This is a genomic window from Actibacterium naphthalenivorans (assembly GCF_014196965.1).
Lineage (GTDB): Bacteria > Pseudomonadota > Alphaproteobacteria > Rhodobacterales > Rhodobacteraceae > Actibacterium_A > Actibacterium_A naphthalenivorans.
The window spans coordinates 404,477-419,059 of the sequence record NZ_JACIEQ010000003.1; the positions used below are offsets into that span (position 1 = coordinate 404,477).

Genomic DNA, 14,583 nt, shown 5'->3' on the forward strand with positions numbered 1-14,583 from the left:
GCGAGACGATACCCGCAATGCCCGACACGCCTGTTCTGGCAGCGTTCTATGCCGCTTACAATGCGCATGATGCCCAGGCCGCCGCCGCGCTCTATACTCCTGACGGCCGCCACGAGGAAATCGCCATGGCCAAGACCCGCGCCGGCCATGCCGCGCTGGCCGAGGGGCTGGAGGGGTTTTTCCGGATGCTGCCGGATGTGCATTGGCAACCCGGCGCGGTGATCCGTTCGGCCGACTGGCTGGCGGTCAGCTACCGGATGACAGGCAGCTTCACCCCGCGCCCGAACGAGGCAGACCCCGCCCCCGCCCCGCGCGCGGTGGCGCTGGACGGGCTGCATCTCGTGCAACTGCGTGATGGTGCGATCGGATGCACGCGCGATTATTGGGACAAGGACGCGTTCCTTGCCCAGATCAGGTGAGATGATGCTGGCCGAATATCACACATTGGATGCCACCGCCCTCGCCGGGCTGATCCGCGCCGGCGAGGTCAGCGCACACGAGGTTTTCGAAACCGCGCTCGCCCGGATCGCGGCGCTGGAGCCGATGCTGAACGCCATCGTGCATCCGCATTACGACCTCGCCGAGGCGGATCTGCAGGCCGGTCTGCCCGACGGGCCGTTCACCGGTGTGCCCTTCCTGCTCAAGAACACCGGGTTTGCGGTACGGGGGATGGAACTGTCGACGGGATCGCGCCTGTTTGCCGGGGTTGTCGATCATGCCGACGGCACACTTGCCGCGCGCTATCGCAGGGCGGGCCTTGTCTTGCTGGGCAAATCGAACACGCCCGAATTCGCGCTCAGCTTCGCGACCGAGCCGCGCGAATTCGGCGCCACGCGCAACCCATGGAGCCTCGAGCACGGGCCGGGCGGGTCTTCGGGCGGATCGGCGGCGGCGGTGGCCGCGGGGCTGGTGCCCTTCGCCAACAGCTCTGACGGCGCCGGATCAACGCGCCTGCCCGCCGCGCACACCGGGCTGTTCGGCTTCAAACCCAGCCGCATGCGCAACCCGCTCGGGCCTGTCGCGGTCGAAGCGATCGCGGGCATGTCCACCCCGCACGCGCTGACACGTTCGGTGCGCGACAGTGCGGCGCTGCTGGATGCAACCGCCGGGGCCGATCAAGGCGATCCCTACGCCCAGCCGGAGCAAGAGTGCAGCTTTCTTGCCTCGGTCGCGCGCGATCCGGGTTCGCTGCGCATCGGGCTTACGCTGGACTCTCCGCTTGGCACGCCCGTCGATCCGCAGGTCCGCGCGCGGTGCCTGGAGGCTGCACGGCTGATGGAGAACCTTGGCCATGAGGTCGAAGAGGTGGCCGATGCGGGCTATGACGCGCAGGCGCTGAAAACCGCCTGGCGCGTGATTCCGGGCGTGAACGTGGCCGCGGCGGTACTGGCGCGCGGCCGGGCGCTGGGGCTTGACGATCCGGCGGCGGCGCTGGAGCCGGTGAACGAGGAATGGGTACGCGAGGGGATAGGGCTCAGCGGCATGGACTACCTTGCCGCCGTCAACCGCCTGCACCAGACCGCGCGCGACCTCGGCCGCTTTTTCGCACGGTTCGACATTTTGATGTCGCCCGCCAGCGCCGAGCTGCCTCCGAAGATCGGCGAGATGGCCAGCACCACGCCGGGTCTCAATGCCTTTTATGATCGGTTCTGGGCGCACAGCCCTTTCACCTGCGCGTTCAACGCCTCGGGCTTTCCGGCGATGAGCCTGCCCTTCGGCCTGTCCGCCCAAGGCTTGCCGGTCGGCGTACAATTCGGCGCGGCTCTGGGCGGCGACAACCTGCTGTTCGCGCTGGCCGGCCAGATCGAGCGCGCCGCCCCCTGGGCGCATCTGCGCCCCACCCTTCCGGAGCATCGCGCATGACCGATATTCTCGCCCTCGATGCGACCGATCTGATCGCGGCGGTTGGCGGCGCCCGCCTGTCGCACCGGGCGGTGGCCGAGGCTTATCTTGACCACATCGCCGCGCGCGAGGCCGGGATCGGCGCCTTTGAATTCCTCGACCCCGGGCTGGTGCTGAGCCGCGCCGCCGCGCTGGATTCCGCCGGCGCCGCCGGGCCGCTGGCCGCGTTGCCGGTGGGGGTGAAGGATGTGATCGACACTTGCGACATGCCCACGGGCTATGGCACGGCGGCCTATGCGGGCACCCGCCCGGCCTGGGACGCGCCCTGCGTGACGCAATGCAAACAGGCGGGTGCGCTGATCCTTGGCAAGACCGTCTCGACCGAATTCGCCATGGCCAGCCCTGGCAAAACGCGCAACCCCTGGAACACCGCGCATACCCCCGGCGGGTCCTCCAGCGGGTCTTGCGCGGCGGTCGCTTCGGGCATGGCGCTGATGGGGTTTGGCACGCAGACCGCAGGCTCGATCATCCGCCCGGCGTCTTATTGCGGGGTGGTGGGGTACAAGCCGAGCTTCGGCCTGCTGGAGCCCGCTGAGATCAAGGTGCTGGCGCATTCGCTGGATACGCTGGGCCTCATCACCCGTTCGGTGCGCGACGCGGCGCTGATTGCGTCGGTTCTGGCCGGACGGCCGGGGCTTGCGTTGAACGGGGTGCCGGGCACGCCCCCCCGAGTCGGCCTGTTCCGCACGCCGCCGTTCGAGGCCGCAGAGCCCGGCACGCTCTCCGCGCTCGAGCATGCGGTGGCGCGGATCAAGGCGGCGGGCGGCCGCGTTGTCGATATCGACCCGCCCGCCGATTTCATCGCGACGCATGATATTCACGCCGCGATCATGGGCTGGGAGGTTACCCGGGCGCTGGCGCACGAGCGTACGGTTCTGTGGGATCGGCTGACCCCGGTCACGCGCGCGTTTCTGGCCGAAAAGGCCCAGATCGACGCCCCCGCCTATGACGCCGCCCGCGCCGCTTTGCCCCGGATCCGGGCCGCGCTGGCCGATGCGATGGCCGATGTCGATGTGCTGCTTGCCCCCGCCGCGCCGGGCCCCGCGCCCGAGGGGCTGGGCGCGACCGGCGCGCCGGTTTTCAATACGCCCTGGACCGTTTTGCACATGCCCGCGCTGAGCCTGCCCGCGATCCTGTCAGGCGGCTTGCCGGTCGGGGTGCAGGTGATCGGGCGGGTGGGCGAAGATGCCCGCACGCTGGCCGCCGCCGCTTGGATCGAGGCGCGGCTGGATGCACCGGGGGCCGCGCCGTGACCGCACCGATCCGCTTGCACCTTATGCGCACGGATGGCTATCGCGGCGCGCGACAATGGGCCGTGCTTCTGGCCTGTGCCGCGTTGCTGGCGGCGCTTCTCGGCCTGATCCGCTTTCCGGCGGCGCCCTTGCTGGGGGCGCTGGCCGCAGGCATCGTGTTTGGTGCCAGCGGCAGCCCGCTGCGGGTGCCGCGCCCCGCGTATCTGCTGGCGCAGGGTGCGGCGGGGGTGTTCATCGCCTCTTCGATGTCGCCCGCGATCCTTGTCGATCTGATCCAGGACTGGCCGCTGCTGCTGTTGATGACCGCACTGACCCTTTGCGCCGCCTTCGCGATCGGCTGGGCGATGAACCGGCTGACCGGCATCGCCGAGGATGTCGCGGTTTATGGCAGCCTGCCCGGCATGTCCGGCGCGATGGTCGTCATCGCGACAGAGCGCGGCGCGGACGCCCGCATCGTGGCGCTGATGCAATATGTCCGCCTCGCCTCGGTGATCGTTTCGGTTGCGGTGCTGGCGAACTTCCTGCCCACCGCCGCCGATACCGCCGCGCTGGCGCGCCCCGCCACGCCCCTGTCCGCCGCCATTGCCATCGCCATCGCCGCCAGCGCGCTTTTCGCCACGCGGCTGCGGGCCCTGCCCGCGGCGGGGATGCTTGTTCCGATGATCGTGAGCGCGGTGATCGAGGCCAGCGGCTGGATGCATCTGGCCCTGCCCCAACCGATCATCATCATCACCTTCGGGGTGATCGGGCTCGAGGTCGGGCTGAAGTTCACCCCCAGCGTGCTGGGCCATGTGCTGCGGCTGATCCCGGCGGTGCTGCTTTCGACTGCGGTGCTGATCGGCGTCAGCGGCTGCTTCGGCCTGTTTCTGATGGCGGTTTCGGGCCTTGACCTGAAGACGGCCTTCCTTGCCACGGCGCCCGGAAGCATCGAAACCGTCGCCCTCGTCGCCATTTCGACCAAGGCGAATGTTGCCGCCGTGCTGGCCTTTCAGACGGTGCGGATGTTCGCGGTGGTGCTGTTCGGCCCTTTCATCGTGGATCGCCTGTTGCGCCTGCCCATCTGGCGTCGGGCCGCGCCTGCCGACACCCGGAGCGGATCATGACAATGCCGATGCTTTTTCCGCGCTCCGACGCCGCCGAGGGCCTGAAGACGGCGATGCGCCACTATGCTTCGGGGGTGACCGTGATCACCGCCGGCCGGGGCACGGCGCGGCGCGGCATTACCGCCACCGCCTTCACCTCGGTCACGATGGAGCCGCCGACTGTGCTGGCCTGCATCAATCGCCATGGCCAGACGCATGAGGCCATCGCAGAGGCCGGGCATTTCTGCGTCAATATCCTGTGCGAGGCGGCCACCGATCTGGCGGCCAGTTTCGCCGGGATGACAGGCAAGGCCGGCGCGGCGCAGTTTGACGGGTTCGAATGGATCGAAACCCGCACCGGCGCGCCGGCCTATGCGGATGCGCAGGCCAGTATCGCCTGCACCCTGGTGCAGACCACCGGCATCGGCAGCCACAGTATCTTCATCGGGCGCGTCGAAGAGATTTCGGTCAATCCCGACCGCGCGCCGCTTTTGCATTTCAACCGCGGCTTTCATCACCTTGGGGCCCGCCAGTAACCGACCTCAGACAGGAGCGAACCAATGCCGATCAGCGACGCCGACCTCGTCATCGCATGGAAGAAAGTCCTTGAGCAATGCAACCTGCGGCCTGGCGAACAGGTGGCGATCCTGACCTCGGACGACAGCAACCCGCAAATCGTGAACTGCGCGCGCATCGGGGTCACGCTTCTGGGCGGCATACTGACAATGATCAATTTGCCCGCGATCAACGGCGAGAAGGCATTGAGCCGGGACAAATCGGGCTATGTCGGGAAAACGCCACTGGCCTTCAACACGGCGGCGCTGGCCGGGCTGAAGGCCGCCGATCTGGTGATCGACACGATGCAGTTGCTGTTCTCGCCCGAGCAGGAGCAGATCCTGAAAGGCGGCACACGGATGCTGCTGGCGGTCGAGCCGCCCGAAACCATGCTGCGGATGATCCCGACGCCCGAAGCGAAGGCCAAGGTCATTGCCGCCAACAGGTTCATGGAGCCCGCGCGCGAGATGGTCGTGACCTCGAGGGCCGGAACGGATTTTCGCTGCAAGCTCGGCCAATACCCGGTGCTTCAGCAATACGGGCTGGCCGACGTGCCGGGGCGCTGGGACCATTGGCCAAGCTGCATGATCGCGCGCTGGCCCGACGAGGGCAGCGCCGAAGGCCTGATCGTGATCGATGAGGGCGACATACTGTTGCCGTTCAAACGCTACGCGACCGAGAAGGTGTTTCTGACCGTCGAAAAGGGCATCGTGACGAAAATCGAGGGCGGGGTCAGCGCCGAGTATATCCGCAGCTTCATGGAAACCTTCGACGACCCCGACGCCTATTACATGGCGCATGTCGGCTGGGGCCTGGAAAACCGCGCAAGCTGGACAACGCTGGGCCTGTATGACCGCGAAGCGGCGCTGAGCATGGACAGCCGATGCTTTGAGGGAAATTTCCTGTTTTCGACCGGCCCCAACACCGAGGCCGGCGGCGCGCGCGACACGCCCTGCCACCTCGACATCCCGCTGCGGGGCTGTTCGCTCTCGCTTGATGGTGTGGCGATGACCAGAGAGGGCAAGATCGTGCAGCCCTGATCCGTGCTGCCGCCCGTTCAGGCGAAAGGCCGCCTTCTCGATGCGGCTCTGGGATACCGGGGCCTCAGCCCCGCATCACCGCTTCGGCCGCCGCGATGCCCGCGCCGATGTCGATGTTTCGCCCTGTCAGCCCCGCCAGCGCCCCGCCAAGCGCGGTCAGCGCGATCACCGCGTAGATCGGATGCGCCGTCGGCCCCATGTGCCCGATGCGCACCAGGCGATTGAAGGTCTCGGCACGGCCCGAGGAAATGACCACACCGTAATCACGCTTCATCCGGTCGCGCAGCGCGGTCTCATCCACGCCCTCGGGCAGTTTCACCGCCGTGCAGGTCGGCGATGCGATCTCTTCGCGCGCCGCCCAAAGCGCCAGGCCCATCGCCTTCACCCCGGCGCGCGTGGCCTCTGCTGTGCGTGCATGGCGCGCCCAAACCGCCGCCGGGCCCTCTGCCAGATACAGATCCAGCGCGGCATTCAGCGCGTTGATCTCGGCCACCGAAGGTGTGAAAGGAAACGGGTTCTCGGCCCGCCAGGCCTCTTTCCAGTCAAGGATCGACAGGATCGATCCGCGCGGTACGGCGAGGTTGGCCTCCATCTTCGCCCAGGCCCTGTCAGACACCGCCAGTATCGACAGCGCGGGTGGGCAGCCAAGGCATTTGTTCGGGCCCGTCACCAGCAGATCGGCACCCGCCGCCTCGATGTCGATCGCCATTCCCGCCCACGCGGACACTGAGTCGACCACGAAAAGCGCGCCGTGATCACGCACCACCCGACCAATTTCCGCGATCGGGTTGATCGTGCCCGACGGCGTGTCATGGTGGCAAACGGCAACCACGGCGGTTTCCGGATGCGCGCCCAGAAAGGCCGCGACGGCCGCCGGGTCTATGACATCGTCGTATGGCACCCGGATTTCGTGGAAGGCCTGCGCGCGCGGCCGCAGCCATTCACCATATCCCGCTCCGTAAACCCCCGAGACGAGGTTCAGCACCGTGTCGCCGGGGGCAATCAGCGAATGGGCGGCGGCCTCCAGCCCCAGCACCGGTTCGCCCTGCAAGATCACGGGAATGGTGGAGACGCCCAGGGCCGTTTGCAACTTCAGAACGACCGTTTCATACTGCGCGAGGAAGGCCGGGTCGTAGTCGTAGAGCACCGGCTGGCCGATCGCCGAGAGCACCTCGGGGTAGCAGTTCACCGGGCCGGTCGTCAGGGTGAAAAGAGTAGGGGTGCCGGCGGTTGCGCGAGTGTCTTTCATCTGCCCTGTCCTGTGCGTGGGAATGACCGGGCGCAACCGCACCGCCGGCGTTTCGGCAAAGTCAACCATAGGCCAACCGCAACCGCAACCAATCTCTTACCATTTTCCATTTTTTGGTTGCATCAGCCTTGTGTATCTCGCAGGATCGGCAACAGGCAACGCGCCCTGACTGTTGTGCAGCGGCTTCAGGTACAGGCGCGGGAGGAGACCGGGTCGGGCAATTTTCGCCCAGACCCCGGCAGGAGGCGAGTGACGTATGACCGACGAAGACGAGACTTCCGGCCCCCGGGCGGATCGTGGGCCGGATGACATGCATGACGGCTTGCTGGCGCATCTGCGCGAGCAGTTGGCCCAAAACGCCCAGCTGCCGCCCGAGCGCACCCTGTCCGAGCGGCTTGATGTCTCGCGTCATACGCTGCGCAAGGCGCTGAAGGTCTTGCGCGCCTCGGGCGAGCTGGATCCGGCGAAAAGCGGGCGGCGCGCAGCGTCGGAAAAGGCGAGCTCCAGCGCCCGTCTCGTGCAGTCCACCAACCCGATCGAGGTGATGGAGATGCGGATGATGATCGAGCCCGCGCTGGCGCGCCTTGCCGCGTTGCGGGCCTCTCCCGACGAAATCGCGCGGATCCTGCAGACAGCGCAATCCCCCGCGGGCCAAAGCCCGAGCCAGGCCGATCAGGAGTTTCACCGCGCCGTCGCCGCCGGCTCGCGCAACAGCCTCGCGTCGGAGCTGCATATCCTGTTGCACCGGGTGCAGAACGACGCGCGGCTGCGGTTTACCGACAGCGATACCGACAGCCGCACCACCGAAGAGCGGGTGCGGATCCGCGACACCGAGCACCGTAATATCGCCGAGGCGATTGCCGCGCGCGATCCCGACCGCGCCGAAGCCGCCATGTATGACCACCTTGACCGCACCCAGCGCAAGCTGACCGGAAGGCTTGGCCAACGCCCGAACGATGCGGCGTGACGGTGGCAGGCTGACCGATATCCTCGTTCTGGGCGCCGGTTCCGCCGGCTGCATTCTGGCCGCGCGGCTCAGCGCCGATCCGGCCTGCCATGTGACCTTGGTCGAGGCGGGCACCAAAGCGACAGACCCCGATATCGCGCGCCCCGAGATGTGGCCGTTTCTTCAGGGCCGGGCCTATGACTGGGATTTCACCACCACGCCGCAGCCCGGCACTGCGGGGCGCATCCATCACTGGGCGCGGGGCAAGGCGCTTGGCGGATCGAGCAACCTGCACGCGATGTTCCACGTTCGCGGCCACCCGGCGGATTACGACGACTGGGTCGCCGCGTCAGGCTCGGCCGGCTGGAGCTATGACGCGCTGTTACCGCATTTCAGGGCGACCGAGGCCTGGTCGAGCGGCGCGGATGATCTGCATGGCGGCAGCGGGCCGATGCCGATCCTGCTGCCGGATGAGCAGACCCATCCGCTGGTGCGCGATTTCATGCGCGGCTGGGGCGCGCTTGGGATGCCGCGCTTGCGCGACCATTGCGGGCGCGAGCTGATCGGCACGGCGCCCAATGCGCTGATGATCCGTGATGGCAAGCGGGTGAGCGTGGCCGACGCATGGCTGACCCCCGAGGTGCTGGCCCGGCCGAACCTGACCGTGTTGGACGGGGCGCAGGTGCACCGCCTGCGTATCGAAGGCCGCCGCGTTGCCGGCGCCGAAGTCACGCGCGCGGGCGCATCGCTGTTGCTGGAGGCCGGGCGGGTCATCCTGTCGCTCGGCACGATAGGCAGCCCGCTTTTGCTGATGCGCTCGGGCCTGGGCGACCCGGAGCTGCTGCGCGCCGCGGGCGTTCCCTGCCGGTTTAAACGCCCCGAAATCGGCCGCAACCTGCAGGATCACCTGCTGGGCGCGGGCAATCTCTATCGCGCCCGCAAACCCGTGGCCCCCTCCCGGTTGCAGATCTCGGAATCGCTCAGCTATCAGGCGGCCGACCCCGCGCGCATCACCGGAAGGCCCGAGATCGTGGTCGGCTGTGTCGTTGCGCCAACCGCTGCCGAAGGGTTCGCCGCGCCGCCGCCGGGCGAAGGCTTCACGCTGCTGTTCGGCGTGACCAACCCGACGAGTCGCGGGCAGCTTCACATCACCGGACCCGAAATCGGCGCCCCACCGATGATCGATCCCGCTTATCTGCAAACCGAACATGACCGGCGGCTGTTCCGCGTCGCGCTGCGGCGCGCGCGCGAGATCGGGCACAGCCCGGCGCTGGCCGACTGGATCGCCGCAGAAGTGCTTCCCGGCCCCAAGGTGCAGGAGGACGCCGCGCTCGATGCGTTCATCGCACGCGCGGCGATCACCCATCATCACCCGGTTGCGACCTGCCGGATGGGCAAGGATGACGCGGCGGTGGTGGATGCCGATCTGGCGATGCGGGGGCTCGACAATCTGTGGATCGTTGACGCTTCGGTGATCCCCTCGATCACGGCGGGGCCGATCCACGCGGCGGTCATGGCGATCGCGGAGAAATTCGCGGATCGTTACATCAGGTCATCCCGCGCCGCGCGTTGACCAGCGGGTGTTGCGCACTGCCGTGGCACTTCGGGCCCGGTTGCTGCGTGGCGCAAATGAACCCGGTCCCCGCCGCACGCGTGCCGCAACGGATAAAACACGACAACACCAGTCGTAATTTATTGAATTTGCCGCCCGCCCTGCCTAGAATTCGACAATGATTACGCAAAAGATGAAGTATGCGCTCAAGGCACTCATGGCTCTTGCCGATGAAAAGGCAGGCGACGGGGCGCCATTGCGGATTGAGGAGATTGCCCGCCGTTCAGGAGCGCCCAAACGCTTTTTGGAACATATCCTTCTGGAAATCCGCAATGCGGGGTATATCGCCAGCACACGAGGGCGAAACGGTGGCTACGTCCTGATCAAGGAACCGCGCGAAATCCCCCTCAGCGATTTGCTTCGGATGATCGACGGCCCGATCGCGCCGTTGCCCTGTTTGTCCCGGCGGGCCTATCAGCGATGCGACGATTGCACAGACGAAGCGGCCTGTCGCATCCGCAAGGTTTTCGCCGAGGTGTTCTGGTCGTACCTGCTGCTGATCGAATCGCTGACTCTGGAAGATATGGTCGGGAATCCCGCTGTCGCCGACGAGTTGCTGCTTGCCGCACCTTCCGCGCCCTGACGCCCTAAAAATCTGAAATTTTCGAACATATCTGACGGCGCCGGCGTCGGGCTCTTGATGCCGTCCGGAATGCCCGGAGAATAATAATCTATAAACACGATAAAGTTTAACGTGATTATTTCGTTGATTAACACGATTAACTCTGTCGTTATTATCGTATCGGCAGGGCACGCCTGCTGCGATCAGTGCGAGGAGAGACACATGCAAAGATATCAGACCGTTCGGGTTGCAGGCTCCGTCACGGCGCAGGGCCCATACCTTCGGACGCGGCGCGATGGAAAAATTGTCATCGAGGCGGGCGGACGCGAAATCGCGGGTGCCCCCATCGCCACGCGAAATACGCTGGCCCCGCCGCCTGCACGCCCAGTGCGGAACAGGCTCAGGGCGGCCGGCGTGCTGCTGATGATGGTCGTCGGGCTGCCGACGAACGCGCAGGCGCAGACACTGCTCAATGTCAGCTACGATCCGACCCGAGAACTTTACCGCGAATTCAACGAGGCCTTCACGGCACATTGGGTGGCGCTCGGGAACGATGCGCCCGAGATCAAGACCAGCCACGGCGGTTCGGGAAGCCAGGCACGCGCGGTGATCGACGGGCTCGGCGCGCAGGTCGTCACTCTGGCGCTGGCCTCTGACATCAACGCCATCGCCGAGCGCAGCGGCAAGATCCCGCAGAACTGGCAGACCATGCTGCCGCACAACTCATCGCCCTACACCTCCACCATCGTGTTTCTGGTGCGCGAGGGAAACCCGAAGGGCATCAAGGACTGGGGCGACCTGATCGCTGATGACATCGAGGTCATCACGCCAAACCCCAAAACCTCCGGCGGCGCGCGGTGGAACTATCTGGCCGCCTGGGCGTGGGCTGAACAGAGCGGTCAGGACCCGCAGGCCTTCGTGAAGGCGCTTTACGAACACGTGCCGGTGCTGGACAGCGGGGCGCGCGGTTCGACCACCACATTCACACAGCGCGGCATCGGCGATGTGCTGCTCGCCTGGGAAAACGAAGCCTATCTGGCCCTTGCTGAACGGGGCGAGGATCAGTTCGACATCGTGGTGCCTTCGATCTCGGTGCGGGCCGAACCGCCGGTGGCACTGGTCGAGGGCAACATCAGGACCGACGAACAGCGCGCGCTGGCCACCGCCTATCTGGAATATCTCTACAGCCCCGAAGGTCAGGCCATCGCGTTCGAGAATTTCTATCGCGCCTGGGACACTTCGGCGGCCAACCCTGACGATCTGGCCCGCTTCCCCAAGCTTGAACTGGTCGACATCGGCCATTTCGGGGGATGGGCCAAGGTCCAGCCGGAACACTTCGGCGATGGCGGCTTCTTCGACCAGATCTACGGGGCGAAGTGATGCGCGCGCTTGCATTCAGATCGCCCTCACCCATGCCCGGGTGGGGGCTGTCGTTCGGGGTGATGGTGCTCATGCTGTCGCTGATCGTGCTGATGCCCATCGGCACGCTGTTGCTGCGCGGGGCTCATATCGGGCTTGGAGAGATCTGGCATATCGTCAACACCGAACGGGTTAGGGCCGCGCTCGCGCTATCGTTTCGCGCCTCGTTGATCGCGGCCCTGTTCAACCTCGTGTTTGGTCTGATTCTGGCGTGGGTGCTGGTGCGCTATCACTTCTGGGGCAAGCGCATCATCGACGCCGCCATCGACCTGCCCTTTGCCCTGCCCACGGCCGTGGCAGGCATCGCACTGACGGCCATCTACGCGCCCAACGGCGCCTTCGGGGCAATCCTCATGAATACCTTCGGGCTGCGCGTCGCCTATACCGAGCTTGGCATCTGGATCGCGCTGATCTTCGTGGGCCTGCCTTTCGTGGTGCGCACCGTCCAGCCGGTCATCGAGGAGATCGACCGCGAGATCGAAGAAGCCTCGGCCACGCTGGGGGCAAGCCGAATGCGCACGTTGCGCAAGGTGATCCTGCCGATGCTGACGCCCGCCCTGCTCACCGGCCTCGCGCTCGCCCTGGCCCGGTCGGTCGGGGAATACGGATCGGTCATCTTCATCGCGGGCAACCTGCCGCTGCAGACGGAAATCGCGCCCCTGCTGATCGTGATCCGGCTGGAAGAGTTCGACTACAACGGCGCTGTCGCCATCGCATTGGCGATGCTGGCCATTTCATTTCTCATGCTGCTGGCGATCAACCTCATACAGGTCTGGAGCCGCCGCCGCATGGGTGCCGCATGAGGAAAACCCGATGACACATCCCACCCTTGCAACCTTCCGCCCGGCGACAACCGAACCCGACTGGATGCGGCGCATCCTGATCGGGCTGGTCATCGCCCTGTTGACGGTGCTGCTGTTCGCCCCCCTGATCGCGGTCTTTGCCGAAGCAGGCAAACGCGGGCTGGCCTTCGCGCTGCAAAGCCTGACCGACCCCGACGCGCAATCGGCCATCAGGCTGACCCTGACCGTCGCCGCCATATCCGTGCCGCTCAATGCCGCGTTCGGCATCGCGGCGGCATGGGCGATCACCAAGTTCGACTGGCGCGGCAAGGCGTTCATGATCACGCTGATCGACCTGCCGTTTTCCGTCTCGCCGGTCGTGGCGGGATTGTGCTTCGTGCTGTTGTTCGGCGCCAATTCGGCCATCGGGGGCTGGCTCGTCGCCGCCGGTCATCCGGTGATCTTTGCCGTGCCCGGTGTCGTTGTGGCCACGATGTTCATCACCTTTCCGTTCGTGGCGCGCGAACTGATCCCGGTGATGACGGAACAGGGCCGCGCCGAGGAGGAAGCGGCCCTGACCTTGGGCGCCTCGGGCTGGCGCATCTTTTTCACCGTGACCGTCCCGAACATCCGCTGGGCGCTCTTGTATGGCGTACTGCTGTGCAATGCCCGCGCGATGGGAGAGTTCGGCGCCGTCGCCGTCGTGTCCGGCAAGATCCGCGGGCAGACCAGCACGATGCCCCTGATGATCGAGATGCTCTACAACGAATACCTTTCTGTGGCGGCTTTCACGATGGCCACCCTGCTGGCTCTGCTTGCCCTTGTCACCCTCACCCTGAAATCGGCACTGGAATGGCGCTTCGCCGACCAGCTCGCCGCCTCATCCCGCCATTGAAGGAGGCCGAGATGCATATTGAAATCGACGATATCGCCAAGACGTTCGGCGCCACGACCGCCCTGCACCCCGTCAGCCTGACGATCCCGTCAGGCGCGCTGGTTGCGCTTCTCGGCCCGTCGGGGTCTGGCAAGACCACGCTGCTGCGCATCCTCGGCGGCCTGGAGTTTCCAACCTCGGGCCGGGTTCTATTCGATGGCTTTGATGCCACGGGGCTTTCGGTGCAGGAACGGCGCGCCGGTTTCGTGTTCCAGCACTACGCGCTTTTCCGGCATATGACCGTGTTCGAGAACATCGCCTACGGCCTGCGCGCCCGCGCCCGCAAATCCCGCCCGACGAATGCCGAGATCGAGCGCCGCGTCCACAAGCTGCTGGAACTGATACAGTTGCCCGACATCGCCAAACGCTATCCCGCCCAGCTATCCGGCGGCCAGCGGCAGCGTGTGGCACTGGCGCGCGCGCTCGCCATCGAACCGCGGATGCTGCTGCTGGACGAACCCTTCGGCGCTCTGGATGCACGGGTGCGCAAGGAACTGCGTCAGGGGCTTCGCGACATTCACGACCAGACCGGCCTGACCACGGTTTTCGTGACGCATGATCAGGAAGAGGCGATGGAACTGGCCGATCTGGTCGTCGTCATGTCGATGGGCCGGATCGAGCAGATCGGCAAGCCGACCGACATCAGTGCAAGGCCAGCAACGGATTTCGTGCGCGCGTTCATCAGCGTCTGACCCGGCGCAGAGCGTAAGGGAACACCATGGACCGGATCGACCGAAAAATACTGGCAGAACTGCAGCGCGACGCAACGACGCCCGTGGCAGAGCTGGCGCACCGGGTCGGGTTGTCGGCGACCCCATGCTGGAAGCGCATCCGCAAACTTGAAGACGCGGGCGTCATCCTCAGGCGAACGGCGATCGTCGATCCCGCGCGCGTCGGCCTCAGCCTGTGCGCGTTCATCGAGATCACCGCACTCGACCACACTGCCGACTGGCGCGATCGCTTTCTGGCGACGGTTCAAAAGATGCCCGAGATCATGGAGGTGTTCAGAATGGCCGGCGAAACCGACTATCTTCTGCGGATCATCGCGCCCGACATGGGCTGTTTCAACAGGCTCTATCGCGATCTGTCCGAAACCCTGCCATGCAAGAGTATCGTATCGAAGTTCGTCATGGAGACGATGCATGTGGCCGCGATGCTTCCGATCGCGGCAGAGAGGGCGGACCTGCCTTGAGAACGTGAAGATCGCAATGAACGCCGCTATTGGCGAATGAACCTCGTCCCGACTT

The 14,583-nt window shown here is 66.0% G+C and carries 15 protein-coding genes; 14 read left to right on the plus strand and 1 reads right to left on the minus strand.

The window, feature by feature from the left end; all coding sequences use genetic code 11:
* Positions 1-17: 17 nt before the first annotated feature.
* From GGR17_RS13255 to GGR17_RS13280, 6 genes are read left to right on the plus strand one after another with little or no spacing between them, the layout of a single operon-like run.
* Positions 18-419, plus strand: a complete 402-nt coding sequence (locus GGR17_RS13255) for a nuclear transport factor 2 family protein (RefSeq protein ID WP_054539984.1) — start codon at positions 18-20, stop codon at positions 417-419.
* A complete protein-coding gene (locus GGR17_RS13260) occupies positions 403-1,863 on the plus strand; it encodes an amidase (RefSeq protein ID WP_207642717.1) in 1,461 nt (486 codons plus the stop codon). The genes GGR17_RS13255 and GGR17_RS13260 overlap by 17 nt, the downstream gene beginning before the upstream one ends.
* Positions 1,860-3,155, plus strand: coding sequence for an amidase (locus GGR17_RS13265; RefSeq protein WP_054539985.1), 1,296 nt, complete (start codon positions 1,860-1,862; stop codon positions 3,153-3,155). The genes GGR17_RS13260 and GGR17_RS13265 overlap by 4 nt, the downstream gene beginning before the upstream one ends.
* Positions 3,152-4,258: an AbrB family transcriptional regulator gene (locus tag GGR17_RS13270; RefSeq protein WP_054539986.1), complete on the plus strand. Its 1,107-nt coding sequence runs from the start codon at positions 3,152-3,154 to the stop codon at positions 4,256-4,258. The genes GGR17_RS13265 and GGR17_RS13270 overlap by 4 nt, the downstream gene beginning before the upstream one ends.
* Complete coding sequence (locus tag GGR17_RS13275; protein WP_207642718.1) at positions 4,255-4,773, plus strand: flavin reductase family protein; 519 nt, start codon at positions 4,255-4,257, stop codon at positions 4,771-4,773. Before GGR17_RS13270 ends, GGR17_RS13275 begins: the two co-directional genes overlap by 4 nt.
* Positions 4,774-4,797: 24 nt before the next feature.
* Complete coding sequence (locus tag GGR17_RS13280; protein ID WP_054539987.1) at positions 4,798-5,832, plus strand: M29 family metallopeptidase; 1,035 nt, start codon at positions 4,798-4,800, stop codon at positions 5,830-5,832.
* 64 nt (positions 5,833-5,896) lie between these two features.
* On the opposite strand, the gene ppaT is transcribed toward GGR17_RS13280, so the two are convergent.
* Positions 5,897-7,081 carry a pyridoxamine--pyruvate transaminase gene (ppaT, locus tag GGR17_RS13285; RefSeq protein WP_054539988.1) on the minus strand — a complete coding sequence of 395 codons (1,185 nt, stop codon included), beginning with the start codon at positions 7,079-7,081 and terminating at the stop codon, positions 5,897-5,899.
* 256 nt (positions 7,082-7,337) lie between these two features.
* Here ppaT and GGR17_RS13290 point away from each other — a divergent pair, with 256 nt between their 5' ends.
* The 8 genes from GGR17_RS13290 (at position 7,338) to GGR17_RS13325 (ending at position 14,528) form a co-directional block, all read left to right on the plus strand.
* A complete protein-coding gene (locus tag GGR17_RS13290; protein ID WP_054539989.1) occupies positions 7,338-8,048 on the plus strand; it encodes a FadR/GntR family transcriptional regulator in 711 nt (236 codons plus the stop codon).
* Positions 8,020-9,600 (plus strand): GMC family oxidoreductase, encoded by a 1,581-nt coding sequence (locus tag GGR17_RS13295; protein WP_207642719.1) that lies wholly within the window; start codon positions 8,020-8,022, stop codon positions 9,598-9,600. The genes GGR17_RS13290 and GGR17_RS13295 overlap by 29 nt, the downstream gene beginning before the upstream one ends.
* Before the next feature lie 157 nt (positions 9,601-9,757).
* Entirely contained in the window at positions 9,758-10,222 is a 465-nt protein-coding gene (locus tag GGR17_RS13300) for an RrF2 family transcriptional regulator (protein ID WP_054539991.1), read from the plus strand.
* A 402-nt stretch (positions 10,223-10,624) separates the two neighbouring features.
* Positions 10,625-11,581, plus strand: a complete 957-nt coding sequence (locus GGR17_RS13305) for a sulfate ABC transporter substrate-binding protein (RefSeq protein ID WP_054540490.1) — start codon at positions 10,625-10,627, stop codon at positions 11,579-11,581.
* Positions 11,581-12,423 carry a sulfate ABC transporter permease subunit CysT gene (gene cysT / locus GGR17_RS13310; protein WP_054539992.1) on the plus strand — a complete coding sequence of 281 codons (843 nt, stop codon included), beginning with the start codon at positions 11,581-11,583 and terminating at the stop codon, positions 12,421-12,423. The genes GGR17_RS13305 and cysT overlap by 1 nt, the downstream gene beginning before the upstream one ends.
* A 10-nt stretch (positions 12,424-12,433) precedes the next feature.
* On the plus strand, positions 12,434-13,297 hold the full coding sequence (gene cysW / locus GGR17_RS13315; RefSeq protein ID WP_054539993.1) for a sulfate ABC transporter permease subunit CysW: 864 nt from the start codon (positions 12,434-12,436) through the stop codon (positions 13,295-13,297).
* A gap of 11 nt (positions 13,298-13,308) precedes the next feature.
* Positions 13,309-14,028: a sulfate/molybdate ABC transporter ATP-binding protein gene (locus GGR17_RS13320; RefSeq protein WP_052071449.1), complete on the plus strand. Its 720-nt coding sequence runs from the start codon at positions 13,309-13,311 to the stop codon at positions 14,026-14,028.
* Between the two features lie 26 nt (positions 14,029-14,054).
* A complete protein-coding gene (locus tag GGR17_RS13325; protein ID WP_054539994.1) occupies positions 14,055-14,528 on the plus strand; it encodes an Lrp/AsnC family transcriptional regulator in 474 nt (157 codons plus the stop codon).
* Positions 14,529-14,583 lie beyond the last annotated feature (55 nt).

Excerpts from the sequence above, each read along its gene's own strand:
- GGR17_RS13275 (WP_207642718.1), top strand. The coding sequence starts at position 4,255 with ATGACAATGCCGATGCTTTTTCCGCGCTCCGACGCCGCCGAGGGCCTG.
- cysW (WP_054539993.1), top strand. The coding sequence starts at position 12,434 with ATGACACATCCCACCCTTGCAACCTTCCGCCCGGCGACAACCGAACCC.
- GGR17_RS13280 (WP_054539987.1), top strand. The coding sequence starts at position 4,798 with ATGCCGATCAGCGACGCCGACCTCGTCATCGCATGGAAGAAAGTCCTT.
- GGR17_RS13300 (WP_054539991.1), top strand. The coding sequence starts at position 9,758 with ATGATTACGCAAAAGATGAAGTATGCGCTCAAGGCACTCATGGCTCTT.
- GGR17_RS13305 (WP_054540490.1), top strand. The coding sequence starts at position 10,625 with ATGATGGTCGTCGGGCTGCCGACGAACGCGCAGGCGCAGACACTGCTC.
- GGR17_RS13325 (WP_054539994.1), top strand. The coding sequence starts at position 14,055 with ATGGACCGGATCGACCGAAAAATACTGGCAGAACTGCAGCGCGACGCA.
- GGR17_RS13320 (WP_052071449.1), top strand. The coding sequence starts at position 13,309 with ATGCATATTGAAATCGACGATATCGCCAAGACGTTCGGCGCCACGACC.
- GGR17_RS13265 (WP_054539985.1), top strand. The coding sequence starts at position 1,860 with ATGACCGATATTCTCGCCCTCGATGCGACCGATCTGATCGCGGCGGTT.
- cysT (WP_054539992.1), top strand. The coding sequence starts at position 11,581 with ATGCGCGCGCTTGCATTCAGATCGCCCTCACCCATGCCCGGGTGGGGG.
- GGR17_RS13290 (WP_054539989.1), top strand. The coding sequence starts at position 7,338 with ATGACCGACGAAGACGAGACTTCCGGCCCCCGGGCGGATCGTGGGCCG.
- GGR17_RS13255 (WP_054539984.1), top strand. The coding sequence starts at position 18 with ATGCCCGACACGCCTGTTCTGGCAGCGTTCTATGCCGCTTACAATGCG.
- ppaT (WP_054539988.1), bottom strand. The coding sequence starts at position 7,081 with ATGAAAGACACTCGCGCAACCGCCGGCACCCCTACTCTTTTCACCCTG.